This is a genomic window from Pseudomonas sp. LB3P31 (assembly GCF_054897945.1).
Window position 1 is genome coordinate 4,434,468 of sequence record NZ_CM142710.1, and the last position, 15,932, is coordinate 4,450,399.

The window sequence follows — 15,932 nt, forward strand, 5'->3', positions numbered from 1 at the left end:
CAACAAACGCAGTAGGCGAAAAAACTAGAGAATGTAAGGAGAGGGAAAATGTTCGAACTCGTAGACAACATCCCCGCAAGCCCGGTTATCAAAGTTATCGGTGTTGGCGGAGGCGGCGGCAACGCCGTCAACCACATGGTCAAGAGCAACATTGAAGGCGTTGAATTCATCTGCGCCAACACTGATGCCCAGGCGCTGAAATCCATCGGCGCGCGGACCATCCTGCAACTGGGCACCGGCGTGACCAAAGGTCTCGGCGCCGGCGCCAACCCTGAAGTAGGTCGTCAGGCCGCTCTCGAAGATCGTGAGCGCATTGCCGAAGTCCTGCAGGGCACCAACATGGTGTTCATCACCACGGGCATGGGCGGTGGTACCGGTACCGGTGCTGCGCCAATCATTGCTGAAGTGGCCAAGGAAATGGGAATCCTCACCGTTGCGGTGGTGACTCGTCCGTTCCCGTTCGAAGGCCGCAAGCGCATGCAGATCGCCGATGAAGGCATCCGTCTGCTGTCTGAAAGCGTCGACTCGTTGATCACCATTCCCAACGAGAAGCTGCTGACCATCCTCGGTAAGGACGCCAGCCTGCTGTCGGCTTTCGCCAAGGCTGACGATGTACTGGCCGGTGCCGTTCGCGGTATCTCCGACATCATCAAGCGTCCGGGCATGATCAACGTCGACTTTGCCGACGTACGTACCGTGATGAGCGAAATGGGCATGGCGATGATGGGCACTGGCTGCGCCAGCGGTCCGAACCGTGCTCGCGAGGCCACCGAAGCGGCCATTCGCAACCCGCTGCTGGAAGACGTGAACCTGCAAGGTGCACGCGGCATCCTGGTGAACATCACCGCCGGTCCTGACCTGTCCCTGGGTGAGTACTCCGACGTGGGTAGCATCATCGAAGCCTTCGCTTCCGAACACGCGATGGTCAAGGTCGGTACCGTTATCGATCCGGACATGCGCGACGAGTTGCACGTGACTGTAGTTGCTACCGGTCTGGGTGCGAAAATCGAGAAGCCGGTGAAGATCATCGACAACACGATGCATACGTCCGTGGCTTCCCAGCCTCAACAGCAGGTGTCCGCTCGTCAGGAAGCGCCCGCCGTGAACTACCGTGACCTGGACCGTCCGACCGTCATGCGCAATCAGGCTCAGGCCGGTGCTGCGACTGCCGCGAAGATGAATCCGCAGGACGACCTGGACTATCTGGACATCCCGGCTTTCCTGCGTCGTCAGGCCGATTGATGGAATGTATCAGGGCTATGAAGGTGATTGGTGTTCAGCAAAGGTCTGGTCTGCTATTATCGCCAGCCTTTGTTGATACCAGTTCGCAATTTGCGCTGAAGCGGCCCAAGCCATGATTAAACAACGCACACTGAAAAATATTATCCGTGCCACAGGTGTAGGCCTGCACTCCGGGGAGAAGGTATACCTGACCCTCAAGCCCGCACCTATCGACACCGGCATTGTGTTTTGTCGTGCCGATCTCGACCCTGTGGTGCAGATTCCTGCCCGCGCGGAAAACGTTGGTGAAACCACGATGTCGACCACATTGGTCAGTGGTGACACCAAGGTGGATACGGTAGAGCACTTGCTCTCGGCCATGGCTGGCCTGGGCATCGATAACGCCTACGTCGAGCTCTCCGCGTCCGAAGTTCCAATCATGGATGGTAGCGCTGGACCTTTCGTATTCCTGATTCAGTCGGCCGGCCTGGAAGAACAGGACGCACCGAAGAAATTCATCCGGATCCTGCGGGAAGTGACAGTGGAAGACGGCGACAAGCGCGCCACTTTCGTCCCTTTCGAAGGCTTCAAGGTGAGTTTCGAGATCGATTTCGATCACCCGGTTTTCCGTAACCGCACCCAAAGTGCAAGCGTGGATTTTTCCAGCACTTCGTTCGTAAAAGAAGTCAGCCGCGCCCGTACCTTTGGTTTCATGAGTGACATCGAGTACCTGCGCAAGCACAACCTCGCACTCGGCGGCAGCGTTGAAAACGCTATTGTGGTCGACGCGGATGGCGTACTGAACGAAGACGGCCTTCGCTATGAAGACGAATTCGTGAAGCACAAGATCCTCGATGCTATTGGTGACCTCTACCTGCTGGGCAATAGCCTGATAGGTGAGTTCAAGGGCTTCAAGTCCGGACATGCATTGAACAACCAGCTGCTGCGCAAGTTGATTGAGCAGACAGATGCTTGGGAAGTCGTGACTTTCGAAGACGCCAGCACTGCACCGATCTCTTACATGCGTCCAGTTGCGGCCGTGTAAGCAAAAACCTCTCTAGTTTTTAAGGGCTGCCTTCGGGTGGCCTTTTTTTATGCAAGATCAAAAGATCGCAGCCTTCGGCAGCTCCTACAGTTGGAATGCGTACCCCTGTAGGAGCTGCCGAAGGCTGCGATCTTTTGATCTTAATGTGCTGCCACCACCCGATTCCGCCCCTGCTCCTTGGCCTCATACAACGCCCTGTCCGCCGCAAACAGCAGCTGCTCCAGCGTCGCCTCAGTCTGGCTGGTCCAGGTGCTGATCCCGATACTGACAGTCATCGGCAACTCATCCCCCTCAACCCTGGGCAACTGTTCCACCGCCGCGCGAATCTTCTCGGCAATCTGCAGCGCACCCGCACTGTCAGTTTCCGCCAGAATCACCGAGAACTCCTCGCCACCGTAGCGCGCCACCAGGTCCGCAGGGCGTCGCACATTGGCCGTGATCACCTTGGCCATTGTGCGCAAGGCCTCATCACCGCCTTGATGACCGTGGCGATCGTTGAAAGCCTTGAAGTGGTCGGCATCGATCATCAACAACGACAGTGGCAGGCCGGAGCGCTGGGCGCGGAACCACTCATGCCGCAGCGTCAGGTCGAGGATCCGGCGGTTGGCGACACCGGTGAGGGCATCGGTGGCGGCCAGTTGCGCCAGTTCCTGTTCGGCCCGATGACGCAGGCGCAGTTCCCGACACAGCAACCAACTTAGCCACAGCAGGCCCAAGCACAGCACGCCGGTGGCGCCGCTGATCACCAGTGCTGTGCGTCGCCAGGCGGCGAACACGTCGTTGTCGGCGAGGGCCACGATCACCATCAGTGGCAGGTTGCCGACCCGGGAAAAGGTATACAGGCGTTGCTGTCCATCCATGCTTGAAACGCTCTCGAAGCTGCCACTGCCTTCGCGCAGGATGCGGATGACATTAGGCCGGTTGGCGAAACTCTTGCCGATCGAGTCGTGTTCCAGGTAGGGCTTCTGCGCCAGCAGGATGCCTTCGTTGTCGATGATGTTGAGCGTGCTGTCGCTGCCGATGTACAGGCTGTTGAACAACTGGTCAAAGTAGGTCAGGCGCATCGACGCCACGGCGACTCCCAGAAATTCCCCGGTGGGCGAGGCAATGCGGCGGCTGAAGCTGATCCGCCATTCATTGCTGTCTTCACAATCGCATCGAGTCTTGAAGGGACGGCTGATGAACATGCCGCTGTCGGGGTTGGTGACGTGGGCGAGAAAGTAATCGCGGTCGGCGAAATTGCCCGGCCTGGGCGCGATCAAGGATGAATCGGCCAGTACCTCGCCATGCTTGTCCAGCAGCAGGATGTCCCCCTTGAAGCGCGCAGTAGTGGAACGGTCGAACAGTACCAGGTGGCGGATCTGCGGTGATACCTGGCGCAGGTCGTCCCGTTGCGCGGCGGCGATCAGGCCTTGCAGGGTCAGGTCGTAGAGCTCCACGGTGCGCAACACATCGGCATCGATCAGCTGCGCGATGGTGGTTGCGCTGCGGGTGGCCGCTTCCTTGGCGCTGGCGTGTTCGCGGATCAACAGGAACGTGACGATGCAGATAATTGCGATGACCGTCAGGGTGCTGCCGAGGATCACCATGAGCTCAGGTCGACCGGTCTTGCCTGAGAGGTGAGGGAGACGGCTCGCGATCATGGGGGCTTAGACTTCAGTTATGGCATATGTGTAGGAGCGAGCTTGCTCGCGAAGAATGCCAAGGCACCGCGTTATACCAGACAGTCCGCGTTATCGTTGGCGTTTTTCGCGAGCAAGCTCGCTCCTACAGTGAGTTAAGCAGGTAGTCGACGGTTATGCCTATCGTTGCAATGACTGTAAGGATCCGAAGACGAAAAAAAGCCGCTGAGAGCAGCGGCTTGAAGACAACTTTTCAACGGGAAGAGCCGATGAGAAGTGTCGAGGGAAACTGGATTGGTGCAGCGGATCAGCTGTCTTTCTCAACCTGTGGCTGATCACCCTGGGCCTTGGCCGTCATCTCACCCTGATACGCTTGAAACGCCGCAGCCCGTTCGGCGTTGCGTGCAGCGAAGGTCGGGGACTCTTCCGCCATGGCGAGTGGGGAAAGGAACAATGAGGACAAAACGAAAGCGCTGGCAATACCCATGGAGTTGGACATCTTTAAAACCTTCTTGCTTGGCAAGTGCTGTTTGGTGGCGCCAAGATAAGGCTGAACGGGGAGGGGAAAAAGAGTGGATTCATGAAAGGACTGTTGCGCTAACAGCAAGAATCTCACGCGTACCGGTAGGAGCTGCCGAAGGCTGCGATCTTTTGGGGCCATCAAACGGGCAAGTGAATCCCAAAGGTATTCACCCCCTGATCACTTCGGGCAAACACATCACCGCCATGCATCAGCGCAATCGCCTTGACGATCGCCAGCCCCAGCCCATGGTTGTTCCCGCTGTTGCTGCGAGACGCGTCGACCCGGTAGAAGCGCTCGAACAGGCGCGGCAGATGCTCACTGGCAATCGGCGCGCCAGGGTTGGCGACGCCGATGCTGACCTGATGCGCCTGGGCTTGGATGTGCACCTGGATCACCTGGCCCGGCTCGGTGTGCTGCACCGCATTGCTCAGCAGATTGATCAAGGCCCGGCGCAAGTGCGCGATCTCGATCCGCACCTGGGCATCGCCGCTGACCTGCACCTCAACCTGAGCATCTTCGAGGATGAAATCCAGATACTCCAGAGTGGTTGCGACCTCGTCCGCCAAGGAAGTGGAGGTCAACTTGGTGGCCTTGCTGCCCTGGTCGGCACTGGCCAGGAACAGCATGTCGTTGATGATCGAGCGCAGTCGCTCGAGCTCTTCGAGGTTCGATTGCAGCACCTCGAAATAGTGTTCCGCCGACCTTCCACGGGTCAATGCGACCTGGGTCTGGCCGATCAGGTTGGTCAGCGGCGAGCGCAGTTCATGGGCCACGTCGGCGTTGAAGGATTCAAGACGCGAGTAAGCCTGCTCGACCCGTTCCAGGGTCGAGTTGAACGAGCTGACGAACTGGTTCAGTTCAGGCGGCAGTGGTGACAATTGCAGGCGCCCGGACAGCAGCGGCGGCGCCAGGCGCTGGGCTTCCTGGGACAATTTGATCAAGGGTTTGAGACCGATCCGCGCAACCCAGTAGCCGAGGGCCGATGCCAGCAGCACGCCGATGATCGCCAGGCTGATCAGCGCGATCAGCAAGCGGTGCTGAGTCTGCAAAAAGGTCTCGGTGTCGATGCCGATCATGAAGCGCAGTGGCGGGCGCTGGTCCTTGGCCGGAAACTGGCTGACCAGTACTTTCATTGGATAAGCCTGGCCCGGCAGCTTCAGGTCGCGCATGCCCAGCGGGCCTTGGGCAAAAGTGCGGACCTGCGGCGTCAGCTCGCCGTATTCATAGTGAGGATCGCCGCTGACGATCCAGAAACTGATGCGCTTGTCTTCCTCACCCAACAGCTTGAGCTTGTTGTTGATCTTCACCCAGTGCTCAGGCGTACCGTAACGACCGACAGTCGATTCGAGCACGCTGTAGCGCGCATCCAGCTCCGCCTCGGGCAGCAGGCCGAGGCCCTTGTCGACCTGCTGGTACAAGGCCCAGCCAATCAGCAGGAACACCAGCAATGCCACCAGCGTGAACATGCCGCTGAGGCGCAGGGCAATCGAATTACTGGACACCGCGGCTCTCCAGCACATAACCCATGCCACGAATCGTGTGCAGCAGTTTCTCGTCGAACGGTCCGTCGAGTTTGGCACGTAAACGCTTGATCGCGACCTCGACGACGTTCGCATCGCTGTCGAAATTGATGTCCCAGACCATCTCGGCGATCGCGGTTTTCGAGAGGATTTCACCCTGGCGCCTGGCGAGCACGCTGAGCAGCGAAAACTCCTTGGCGGTCAGGTCCAGGCGGGTGCCGGCCCGGGTCGCCTTGCGGCTGATCAAATCTATCCACAGGTCGGCAACGCTCACCTGCACCGGCTCGTGGCCGCCGCTGCGCCGGGTCAGCGCTTGCAGGCGAGCCACAAGTTCCAGAAAGGAAAACGGCTTGCCCAAGTAGTCGTCGGCACCGTCGCGCAGGCCCTTGATGCGGTCTTCGACGCGCTCGCGTGCCGTGAGCATGATCACCGGGGTCTGCTTGCGCGCACGCAGCGCGCGCAGCACACCAAAACCGTCGAGGCCCGGCAGCATGACGTCAAGGATGATCACCGCATAATCGCTTTCCAGCGCCATGTGCAGGCCTTCCACCCCGTCGCGGGCCAGGTCCACGGTGTAGCCCTGTTCCGTCAGGCCGCGGTGCAGATAGTCCGCGGTTTTTTCCTCGTCTTCGATAATCAGGACGCGCATGACCCCGCCTCAGTCTGTGGTCGCCAGCGCCGGTGCCGGGGCTGGTTCAGGTCGATGAAATAGTCGCTCTAGCCACAAGTATATGACCGGCGTGGTGAACAGCGTCAGCGCCTGGCTCACCAGCAACCCGCCGACCACCGCGATGCCCAATGGCTGGCGCAGTTCGGCGCCAGTGCCGTAGCCGAGCATCAGCGGCAAGGCGCCGAGCAGGGCGGCGAGGGTGGTCATGATGATCGGGCGGAACCGCGTGATACACGCCTCGTAGATTGCTTCTTCCGGTGGCAGGCCGCGGTTGCGCTGAGCATCGAGGGCAAAGTCGATCATCAGGATACCGTTCTTCTTCACGATCCCGATCAACAGCACCAGGCCGATCAGCGCCATGATCGAGAAATCCTGGCCGCAGATCCACAGCATGATCACCGCCCCGAGTCCCGCTGAGGGCAAGGTCGAAATGATGGTCAGCGGATGGACAAAACTCTCGTAGAGCACGCCAAGGATGATGTACACCGCCACCAGTGCCGCCAGGATCAACCACGGCTGGCTGGCCAATGAACTCTGAAACGCCTGGGCCGCACCCTGGAAATTGCCGCTCATGGCCGCCGGCATGCCGATCTCGGCCTTGGCCTGGTTGAGCATGATCACCGCATCACCCAGCGCCACGCCGGGTGCCAGGTTGAACGACAGGTTGGCCGCCGGGAACATGCCGTCGTGAGCGATGGACAGCGGGCCGACGGTGGGCGCATCGAATCTGGCCAGGGCCGACAGCGGCACCATCTCCCCGCTCAGGGGCGAACGCAGGTAGAAATAGTTGAGGCTTTCGGCCTTGCCGCGTTGCCGGGTGTCCAGCTCCAGAATCACGTTGTACTGATTGACCTGGGTCTGGAACTCATTGATCTGGCGCTGGCCGAAGGCGTCGTACAGCGCTTCGTCGACGTCGCTCGCGGTCAGGCCGAAACGCGCGGCGGCGCTGCGGTCGATGCTGATGTGAGTGATGCTGCCGCCCAGTTGCAGGTCGTTGGAAATGTCGCGGAACGCCGGGTTGCCCCGCAGTTTGTCGGTGAGGCGCTGGGTCCACGTGCTGAGGGTCGCGCCGTCGTTGCTCTTGAGCACGTACTGATACTGCGCGCGACTGGGACCGGAGCTGAGGTTGATGTCCTGGCCGGCGCGCAGATACAGCACGATGCCGGGGACTTTCATCAGCTGTGGGCGAATCCGGTCGATGAATTCGCTGGCCGAGACATCCCGGTCACCACGTTTTTTCAGGGAAATCCAGAAGCGACCGTTGGCGATGGTCTGGTTGCTGCCCGAGACGCCGACCGAATGGGAAAACGCCTGCACGGCCGGGTCAGCGGCGACGATTTCGGCCATCGCCAAGTGTTTTTTCACCATGTCGCCGTAGGAAATATCCGCGGCAGCCTCGGTAGTGCCCAGGACAAACCCGGTGTCCTGCACCGGAAAGAAGCCCTTGGGAATGAAGATGTAACCGGCAATCGCCAGGCCCAGCGACACACCGAACACCCCGATCATCAGCTTCTGATGCGCGAGGGCGCGGCGCAGGCCTTTTTCGTACCAGCCCAGCAGGCGTTCGCCGAACCCCGGCTTGCGGTTGGCGTGATGCACCGGCGCACGCATGAACAGCGCGGCCAGGGTCGGTGCGAGGGTCAGCGACACCACGACGGAAATCATGATGGTCGCGGTGGCCGTCAAGGCGAACTCCTTGAATAGTCGTCCGACCACGCCGCCCATGAACAGCAACGGGATGAACGCCGCCACCAGCGAGAAACTGATCGACACCACGGTGAAGCCGATCTCGCCGGCACCCTTGATCGCCGCCTCGCGCATGCCGTCGCCGGCTTCCAGATGGCGGTGGATGTTCTCCACCACCACGATCGCATCGTCGACCACAAACCCCACGGCCACCACGATCGCCACCAGGGTCAGGTTGTTCAGGCTGAAGCCCATGATGTACATCAGGGCAAAAGTCGCGACCAGGGAAACGCCCAGCACCGCCGAGACGATCAGTGTCGCCGACAGCTGGCGCAGGAACAGCGCCATCACCGCCACCACCAGCGCGATCGCGATCAGCAGGGTGATTTCCACCTCATGCAGGGACGCCCGAATGGTCTGGGTGCGGTCGATCAGCACCTTGACCTGCACCGAGGCCGGCAACATGGCCTCCAGCCCCGGCAGTGCAGCCTGGATGCGATCGACGGTTTCGACGATGTTGGCCCCCGGTTGACGCGAAATCACCAGGTTAACCCCGGGTTGATCACCGGCCCAGGCCTGTACGTAGGCATCCTCCGAACCGTTGACGACCTTGGCCACATCCTTGAGGTGCACCGGCGCACCGTCCTTGTAGGAAACGATGAGCTGGCCGTATTCCTCGGGATGAAACAGTTGGTCGTTGGTTGACAGGGTCGAGATGCTCGACTCGCCATACAACGCGCCCTTGGCCAGGTTGAGGCTGGTCTGCTGGATCGCCAGGCGAATGTCGGCCAGGGTCAGGCCGATGGCCGCGAGCTTGTCTGCCGAGGCCTGCACACGAATGGCCGGACGCTGCTGACCGGTGATATTGATTTGGCCTACGCCGTCGATCTGGCTGATCTGACGCGACAGCAGGGTCTCCACCAGGTCGCTGAGTTCCGGGCCGGGCAGCAGAGTCGAATTGATACTGAGGATCAGCACCGGGCTGTCGGCCGGGTTTACCTTGCGCCAGGTCGGCAGGTTCGGCATGTCCTTGGGCAGCTTGCCGGAGGCGGTGTTGATCGCGGCCTGGACTTCCTGAGCGGCGGTATCGATGCTCTTGTCGAGGGTGAATTGCAGGGTCAGGTTGGTCGAGCCCAGGGCGCTGCTCGAGGTCATCTGGGTCACGCCGGGGATGGCGCTGAATTGCACTTCAAGCGGCGTGGCCACCGATGAGGCCATGGTCTCGGGGCTGGCGCCGGGCAGCTGTGCGGCCACCTGGATGGTCGGGAATTCGGCTTCCGGCAGGGGCGCGATCGGCAATTTCGGGAAAGCGATGACCCCGAGCAAGACCAGGGCGAACGTCAGCAGGATCGTCGCGACCGGATGATCGATGCACCAGGCGGAAACCGAGCCGCGACCTTTCATGGTTTCGGCTCCGACTGGACGACCTGCGGCAGTTCGCTCAGCACCTGCACCGTGGACCCCGGCTTGAGCCGCGACTGGCCGTCGCTGACCAGCACATCGCCAGGTTTCACGCCCTGGATGATGTCCTGGCCGCTGCCTTGATACACCATCTGCACCTGAACGATCTCGACCTTGTCGCCGTTGACCCGATAGACGAAGTGCTGATCAAGCCCGCGCTGCACGACCGTGGGCGGAACCACCAGCGCATCTTTATCCAGGGCTGTCTGAATTTTTACCGTCACCAGCAGGCCAGGCCAGAGTTTCTGCCGGGGATTGTTGAATTCGGCCTTGGCGCGGATGGTCCCGGTATTGGCGTTGATCTGGTTGTCGATCAGGGTCAGGTGGCCTTCGCCCAGCAGGTTGCCGGTCTCGCTGTCGGTGTCGGCACCGATGTAGGCCTTGACCTGGGCGTGCTCGGGATCATTGATCAGGCCCTGGAGGGTCGGCAGCATTTGCTGGGGCAGGGAGAACTCCACAGCGATCGGGTCGATCTGGGTCACCGTGAACAAGCCCTGGGCATCAGTCATGCGCAGGAAGTTGCCCTCGTCCACCGTACGAATACCGACCCGACCGGTGACCGGGGAGCGAATCTGGGTGTAGGAAAGTTGCACCTGCGCCGCGTCGATTGAGGCCTGGTTGCCCTGGGCGGTGGCTTTAAGCTGGTTGACCAGCGCCTGCTGCTGGTCATAGGTCTGCTTCGACACGCCGTCATCGACGCTGAGTAATTTGTAGCGCTTGAGGTTGACCTGCGCCACCTGCAGTTGCGCCTGGCTTTCACCCAGCTGGGCTCGGGCCTGATCGAGATTGGCGCGAATCGTCCGATCGTCGATAGTGGCGAGCAGGTCGCCGGCCTTGACCAGTTGCCCTTCCTTGACCAGCAATTTGGTAAGGATCCCGTCCACCTGCGGGCGCACCACCACGCTGTGCAGGGACAATACCGAACCGATACCGCTGACATAGCGCGGCACATCTTTCTCGGCAACGTTCACCACGCGCACGGGAATCGCGGTGGAGGTCGTCAGTTTCGCCGTAGCCGGTTTTCTCAGGTACCAGGCGCCCAGCGCAATCAGCACGATCAGCAGGGCAACGAGCAGGACGTTTTTTTTCTGGATTCGCATGCGAGTGTGGCGCCAGGCAGGAGGTCGAAATTGGAGTGTGATTTATACCTCCCTTATAGCCCTGTTACACCGTCAGGAAAGTGACTGTCAGCTGTCGGCGCTGTCAGTTTCGGCGCCGTGGTTACAATTGCGTTTTAAACGAAATTCCTGCAGTGCCGACCGAAGGTGCGCGTGCGTGGGGCGGCCGGGCAGGTATACTGCCGCCTTTCGCGGCTCGCTGACCGGGCCCGACTCTTTTGCATCACCCGGAGCTTTCATGACTTCCCCGACACAAACGCCGGTTGCCGACGCTTCGAGCGACGCCCAGGCAGACCTGCCAGACAGCGTCGACTCCAGCGCAGACAGCGAGACCAAGGCAATCCCGGCATTCAAGTTCCCGTTCAAACCGGGTGACCTGGCTGCTGCGAAGAACGCCAATCAGCCTTGGTACAAGAACGGCGCGAAGAACGGCCATACCAAGACGCCGGGCGCGGCACCTCCGGGTACCCGTCGGTCGATGGGTAAGCGTTAAACCATCAAGCCGCGCGCAAGGAGATGAACGCATAGTTTGGCGAGGTCTCGCTGGCTACTGCAGCCCCCGCAGCTTGCACCTGGCTGGCGATGTCTTCCCCTGACACATGAAACAGCCACTCACTGACCCATTCCGGCAGAGTCTGGCCGGCCAGTTCGTCAAAAATCGTGGCGAACTCGACCATGTCTGGCAGGTAGGCGGTAAAGCCGTCGCCCTTCAGCGCCGTGGTGCGAATGCCCAGCAGCGCGCAAATAGCATCCTTAAGCTGCACATCATCGCGGTCCGCCTGGCGCGAGCGCTGGATCAGTTCGGCCAGTGGCTGGTCGACCAGTGCGCCACCGACGATCAGCTGCGGCCCGGTTTCCCATGACTCCGGCGGACATTCCTTGACGGCGGTATTGAGCGGGATGTGCGGATTGATTTCCATTGGGTAGATGCGGCAGACCAACGGGCGGCGCTCATAGATGCGGCAGAGGTTGTCTTCGTCAAGATTCCGGCAGCGGCCCGGGTTGTACGCGGCGAAGGTGATCGCCACAAACGCCTCGCAATTGCCACTGCCAACCCGCGCCGATCGGCGCTCGGCATGCTCGCGCTGCTGCTCCGGCAGGCCCAGGCCATTGCCCAGGAAACCCTCGACCAGGACGATCACCTGACCGCCGTCAGCGGCCCACATACGGGCTTCGTCCAGGGTCAGGGGGACGTGGTGATCATTGCAGCATTTGCCACAACCTACGCAGGAAAACGTCGTATTCATTGAGCGGTCAGTCGCATCCGAAAGCAGGAAAACGGCGACGGAAAGTCACCGCGAAGGCCTGCATGGAAGCAAGTTATGCGCCATTCATTGGGACTTGGCCGGCGCACGGATGGAATCCCATTCGGTGACAAAGGCGATTTTGCTTTTCTTGTTGTAGAGGCACAGCTCGGTGCCTTGCTGGCCTTTCATGTGTTTTTGCGAGTATTGGCCTTGCAGCAGGAGCGCGGTGTACTCGACCCGGTCATCGAACTGCGCGGCTTTGCCGACGGGTTTGGCGTTCTTCAGGCCGCTGGCTTTGGTGCAGCTGGCGAGCACGGCCTTGTCGAAGGCGGCCCAGGCATCAGGGCTGGAGGCTTGGGCCTGGGTGGCGATGGCGGTGAGGCAGAGGAGGGTCAGGCTGATTGTTTTCATGGTTTGGGGATCCTTGGGCATGTGTGGGCCGAGTATGCCTGATGGCTTGACGTTAAATATGGCGGCCTCATCGCGGGCAAGCCTTGCTCCCACAGGATGGGTGTCAGACGTTGGGTGCAGGCACATACCGCTGGGAGTTAGCATTGCTCCCACAGGATTGGTGTCGAATTTTGGTGTGCGGCCCCATACCTGTGGGAGCAAGGCTTGCCCGCGATGGCGGTGTGTCAGGCAGGCACCAATTCCCCTCGCACCACATACATCCCGGCACTTTCATACAATCGCTGCGCCCGATGGTTATCTTCCAGCACCTTCAAATCAACGAAGCCTTCGCGCCTCTGCCGAAATACGCTGAACGCATGCAGCAACAACGCGCGTCCCAATCCTTGGCCCTGAGCCCGTGGATGCACCACCAGATTTTTGATGTAGGCACTTGTCCAGCACTGGCAGACACCCACAATACCTTCGGCATCCAGAGCGATGAAGCACAGGCTCGGGTCGTACTCAGGATCGGTTTCAAAACGCCGTTGCCAGACATCCAGCGCTGGCACCCGACCGCCGCCGTGCTGATAACCCAGCTCCATCAAACGATGAACCGCCTCAGCTAGCTCCGGGTGGTACTCGGTAAAGACGATTGCCTGCGGCCAGGCGATTGCAGGCAACGTTTCAGCCAGGTTGCGCCGCATCAGGAAACAGAATTGCTCGGCCAAGACTCAATGACCCTGTTCAGCGACCGCCTTGGCGGCTTCGATCAAACACTTGGTCAGCTCCGGCGAGGAAAACTTGGTCAGCACCGCATTGGCCCCGGCCAGCCGCGCTTTTTCGCTGTTCATCGCACTGTCCAGCGAAGTGTGCAGTAGCACGTAGAGGTGCGAGAAGTCCGGGGTTTCGCGCAGCGTACGAGTAAATGCATAACCGTCCATCTCCGACATTTCGATGTCCGAAACGATCAGGTTGATCTGCTGTTCGGTGCCTTGCAAGTCCAGCAGGCAATCAATGGCCTCCTTGGCGCTGCGCGCGGTGTGGCATTGCAGGCCGAGGTTGCGCAGGGTGTGCACCGATTGCTGCAGCGCGGTCTGGCTGTCGTCGACCACCAGGATCCGTGCATTGCCGAGGATCTCGGCGTCTTCCATGCTGAGTTCGGTCGGCGCCGATTCGATCTGCGCGGGGGCAATGCCGTGGATGACTTTTTCGATATCCAGCACTTGCACCAGGGTGCCATCGACCGAGGTGACCCCGGTGATGTACGAGCGCACACCGCCAGAGCCGTAGGGCGGGGGGCGAATGTCGGTGGTCAGGCAGTGCACGATCTTGCTCACCGCCTGCACGTGCAGGCCCTGTTTCGAACGGCTGACGTCGGTGACGATCAGGCAGCCGCCATTGGGATCCTCCAATGGCCGCTCGCCAATCGCGCGGCTGAGGTCGATCACCGACAACGACATGCCGCGCAGGGTGGCGATGCCTTTGACGTGGGGGTGCGACTCCGGCAGTTTGGTCAGCGGCGGGCAGGGGATGATTTCGCTGACTTTCAGCAGGTTGATCGCCATCAGCTTGCCGCTGCGCAAGGTAAACAGCAGAAGCGAAAGTGAATCTGCGCGGGCTTTGTTGGAGGACATAAAAACCTTCTGTGGAAAAGGTGATGAGCGATCCGGGGATCGCCAACAGCTATCGATGCCGGGTTATCGACTTGATGGGGGCAGGCTTTAGCATTTCGGTTGAATGGCAGGGCCTCATCGTCGGAACGCCGCCCGGAGCAGGCTCACTCCTACAGGGAGAACGACGCTGATCCACTGTAGGAGTGAGCCTGCTCCGGGCGGCGTTCCGACGATGGGACCTTCATTTCATGCCCAATCTTTTGGCCATCCGCCCCAGATTCGCCCGATCCAGCCCCAGCTCACGCGCTGCGCTGGCCCAGTTGTTGTGGTGCCGCTCCAGGCAGGCGCTGATCAATTGCCGCTGGTAACTGTCGGTCGCTTCACGCAGATCGCCCGAAACCAGCGCCGCCGCAACCACGGCCGGCGCCTCTGCCATTACTTCTGCACTGGCATTGGGCAGGTCGAGATCTGCCGCACTCAAGCTGAGAATCTTCGGTCGTTGCTTGCAATGACCCAGCGCCTTCAGGGCGCTGCGGCCGATCAGGTGTTCCAGCTCGCGCACGTTGCCCGGCCAGTCGTAAGCCAGCAACGCCGCCTGGGCATCGCTGTTCAAACGCAGGCTGTTGAGGCCCATGCGCGAGCGGTTCTGTTCAAGGAAATAACCGCACAGCAACAGCACATCGCGCCCGCGATCACGCAGCGCCGGCACCAGCAGCGGATAGACGCTCAGTCGGTGATAGAAGTCGGCGCGGTAGCGACCGCTGCGTACTTCCTCGGCGAGGTCGCGGTTGGTTGCCGCAATCAGTCGCACGTTCACCTGATGTTCCTTGTCCGAACCCAGTCGCTGCAGCTGGCCGCTTTGCAGTACGCGCAGCAGCTTCGCCTGGACTGTCAGGGACAGCTCGCCAACTTCATCGAGAAACAGTGTGCCGCCATCGGCCAATTCGAATTTGCCGCGCCGGTCGTTCATGGCTCCGGTGAACGCGCCGCGGACATGGCCGAACAGCTCGCTTTCCACCAGGGTTTCCGGCAAGGCCGCGCAGTTGAGGCTGATGATCGGTTTGTCGGCACGGGCGGAAGCGGCGTGGATCGCCTGGGCCACCAGTTCCTTGCCGACCCCGGTTTCGCCGGTGATCAACACGGTCAGGTCGCTGCCGCCGACCAGGTCGATTTCTTCGACCAGGCGTTTGTGCGCCTTGCTCTGACCGATCATCTCGCGGTTCTGTTGACCGCTGGCCTGCCGATAGACCTCGGCCCGCTGATGTTCGTGTTCGGCCCGATTGGCCAGGCGTTCGATCCGCTCTGCGGCGTTGACCGTAGCGGCCGCGAGGCTGGCGAAAGCTTGCAAGGCGTCCAGCTCGATCGGTTCGAAGCGTTCCGGATCGAGGGCGTCAAGGGTCAGCAAACCCCAGGGGCGCTCGTCGATAAACAAGGGGCAGCCCATGCAATCGTGGACTTCCAGGTGATCATGCAGGCCATCGACAAGGCCGTCGTAGGGATCCGGCAAGTCGCTGTCGGCGGCAAACCGGGTGGGCCCCGGATTGCGCAGCAGCGCTTCGAAACGCGGGTGCTCGCTGACTTTGAAGCGGCGCCCCAGGGTATCGGTGCTTAATCCATCGACAGCCAGTGGCACCAGCCATTCGCCATCGAGACGCAGCAGGGCGGCGGCATCGCAGGGCAACAGGGCGCGCAGGGCTTCGAGCAGACGCCGATAGCGCTCGCCTTCCGGAAGTTCGCGGGTCAGGTCGGAGACCAGTGGAAGCAGGGTAGTAAGCAGTGCTTTTGCAGTCATAGTGACTCCATGTAGTCGATATGA

Annotated in this window: 14 protein-coding genes; 3 read left to right on the forward strand and 11 right to left on the reverse strand. The window is 60.8% G+C overall.

All coding sequences use genetic code 11. The annotated features are described in order from the left end of the window. The first annotated feature begins 48 nt into the window (after positions 1-48). Both ftsZ and lpxC read left to right on the forward strand, forming a co-directional pair. Positions 49-1,242 carry a cell division protein FtsZ gene (ftsZ, locus tag ACYZTK_RS20240; RefSeq protein WP_462011451.1) on the forward strand — a complete coding sequence of 398 codons (1,194 nt, stop codon included), beginning with the start codon at positions 49-51 and terminating at the stop codon, positions 1,240-1,242. 112 nt (positions 1,243-1,354) lie between these two features. Next, on the forward strand, positions 1,355-2,266 hold the full coding sequence (gene lpxC / locus ACYZTK_RS20245) for a UDP-3-O-acyl-N-acetylglucosamine deacetylase (RefSeq protein WP_017340679.1): 912 nt from the start codon (positions 1,355-1,357) through the stop codon (positions 2,264-2,266). A gap of 140 nt (positions 2,267-2,406) precedes the next feature. Here lpxC and ACYZTK_RS20250 read toward each other — a convergent pair whose 3' ends face one another. The 6 genes from ACYZTK_RS20250 to ACYZTK_RS20275 all read right to left on the reverse strand — a co-directional run bounded on the left by ACYZTK_RS20250 (position 2,407) and on the right by ACYZTK_RS20275 (position 10,848). Beyond that, the gene (locus ACYZTK_RS20250) at positions 2,407-3,909 is read right to left on the reverse strand and encodes a sensor domain-containing diguanylate cyclase (RefSeq protein WP_462011452.1); all 1,503 of its coding nucleotides are present in this window, start codon (positions 3,907-3,909) and stop codon (positions 2,407-2,409) included. Between the two features lie 286 nt (positions 3,910-4,195). After that, a complete protein-coding gene (locus tag ACYZTK_RS20255) occupies positions 4,196-4,387 on the reverse strand; it encodes a hypothetical protein (protein WP_462011453.1) in 192 nt (63 codons plus the stop codon). 161 nt (positions 4,388-4,548) lie between these two features. After that, positions 4,549-5,913, reverse strand: coding sequence for a heavy metal sensor histidine kinase (locus ACYZTK_RS20260; RefSeq protein ID WP_462011454.1), 1,365 nt, complete (start codon positions 5,911-5,913; stop codon positions 4,549-4,551). Next, positions 5,903-6,580 (reverse strand): heavy metal response regulator transcription factor, encoded by a 678-nt coding sequence (locus tag ACYZTK_RS20265; RefSeq protein WP_462011455.1) that lies wholly within the window; start codon positions 6,578-6,580, stop codon positions 5,903-5,905. Before ACYZTK_RS20265 ends, ACYZTK_RS20260 begins: the two co-directional genes overlap by 11 nt. A gap of 9 nt (positions 6,581-6,589) precedes the next feature. Continuing rightward, on the reverse strand, positions 6,590-9,691 hold the full coding sequence (locus tag ACYZTK_RS20270; RefSeq protein ID WP_462011456.1) for a multidrug efflux RND transporter permease subunit: 3,102 nt from the start codon (positions 9,689-9,691) through the stop codon (positions 6,590-6,592). Then, complete coding sequence (locus ACYZTK_RS20275; RefSeq protein ID WP_462011457.1) at positions 9,688-10,848, reverse strand: efflux RND transporter periplasmic adaptor subunit; 1,161 nt, start codon at positions 10,846-10,848, stop codon at positions 9,688-9,690. The genes ACYZTK_RS20270 and ACYZTK_RS20275 overlap by 4 nt, the downstream gene beginning before the upstream one ends. Before the next feature lie 256 nt (positions 10,849-11,104). On the opposite strand from ACYZTK_RS20275, the gene ACYZTK_RS20280 reads away from it, so the two are divergent. Beyond that, positions 11,105-11,359, forward strand: coding sequence for a hypothetical protein (locus ACYZTK_RS20280; RefSeq protein WP_462011458.1), 255 nt, complete (start codon positions 11,105-11,107; stop codon positions 11,357-11,359). 4 nt (positions 11,360-11,363) lie between these two features. On the opposite strand, the gene ACYZTK_RS20285 is transcribed toward ACYZTK_RS20280, so the two are convergent. The 5 genes from ACYZTK_RS20285 to norR all read right to left on the reverse strand — a co-directional run bounded on the left by ACYZTK_RS20285 (position 11,364) and on the right by norR (position 15,908). Further along, positions 11,364-12,113, reverse strand: coding sequence for a YkgJ family cysteine cluster protein (locus ACYZTK_RS20285; protein WP_462011459.1), 750 nt, complete (start codon positions 12,111-12,113; stop codon positions 11,364-11,366). Positions 12,114-12,197: 84 nt separating this feature from the next. Continuing rightward, positions 12,198-12,524 (reverse strand): hypothetical protein, encoded by a 327-nt coding sequence (locus ACYZTK_RS20290; protein ID WP_462011460.1) that lies wholly within the window; start codon positions 12,522-12,524, stop codon positions 12,198-12,200. A gap of 224 nt (positions 12,525-12,748) precedes the next feature. Further along, positions 12,749-13,207, reverse strand: a complete 459-nt coding sequence (locus ACYZTK_RS20295; RefSeq protein WP_462014940.1) for a GNAT family N-acetyltransferase — start codon at positions 13,205-13,207, stop codon at positions 12,749-12,751. Between the two features lie 27 nt (positions 13,208-13,234). Next, the gene (locus ACYZTK_RS20300) at positions 13,235-14,137 is read right to left on the reverse strand and encodes a chemotaxis protein CheW (protein ID WP_462011461.1); all 903 of its coding nucleotides are present in this window, start codon (positions 14,135-14,137) and stop codon (positions 13,235-13,237) included. A gap of 220 nt (positions 14,138-14,357) precedes the next feature. Next, on the reverse strand, positions 14,358-15,908 hold the full coding sequence (gene norR / locus ACYZTK_RS20305) for a nitric oxide reductase transcriptional regulator NorR (RefSeq protein ID WP_462011462.1): 1,551 nt from the start codon (positions 15,906-15,908) through the stop codon (positions 14,358-14,360). Positions 15,909-15,932: the final 24 nt, after the last annotated feature.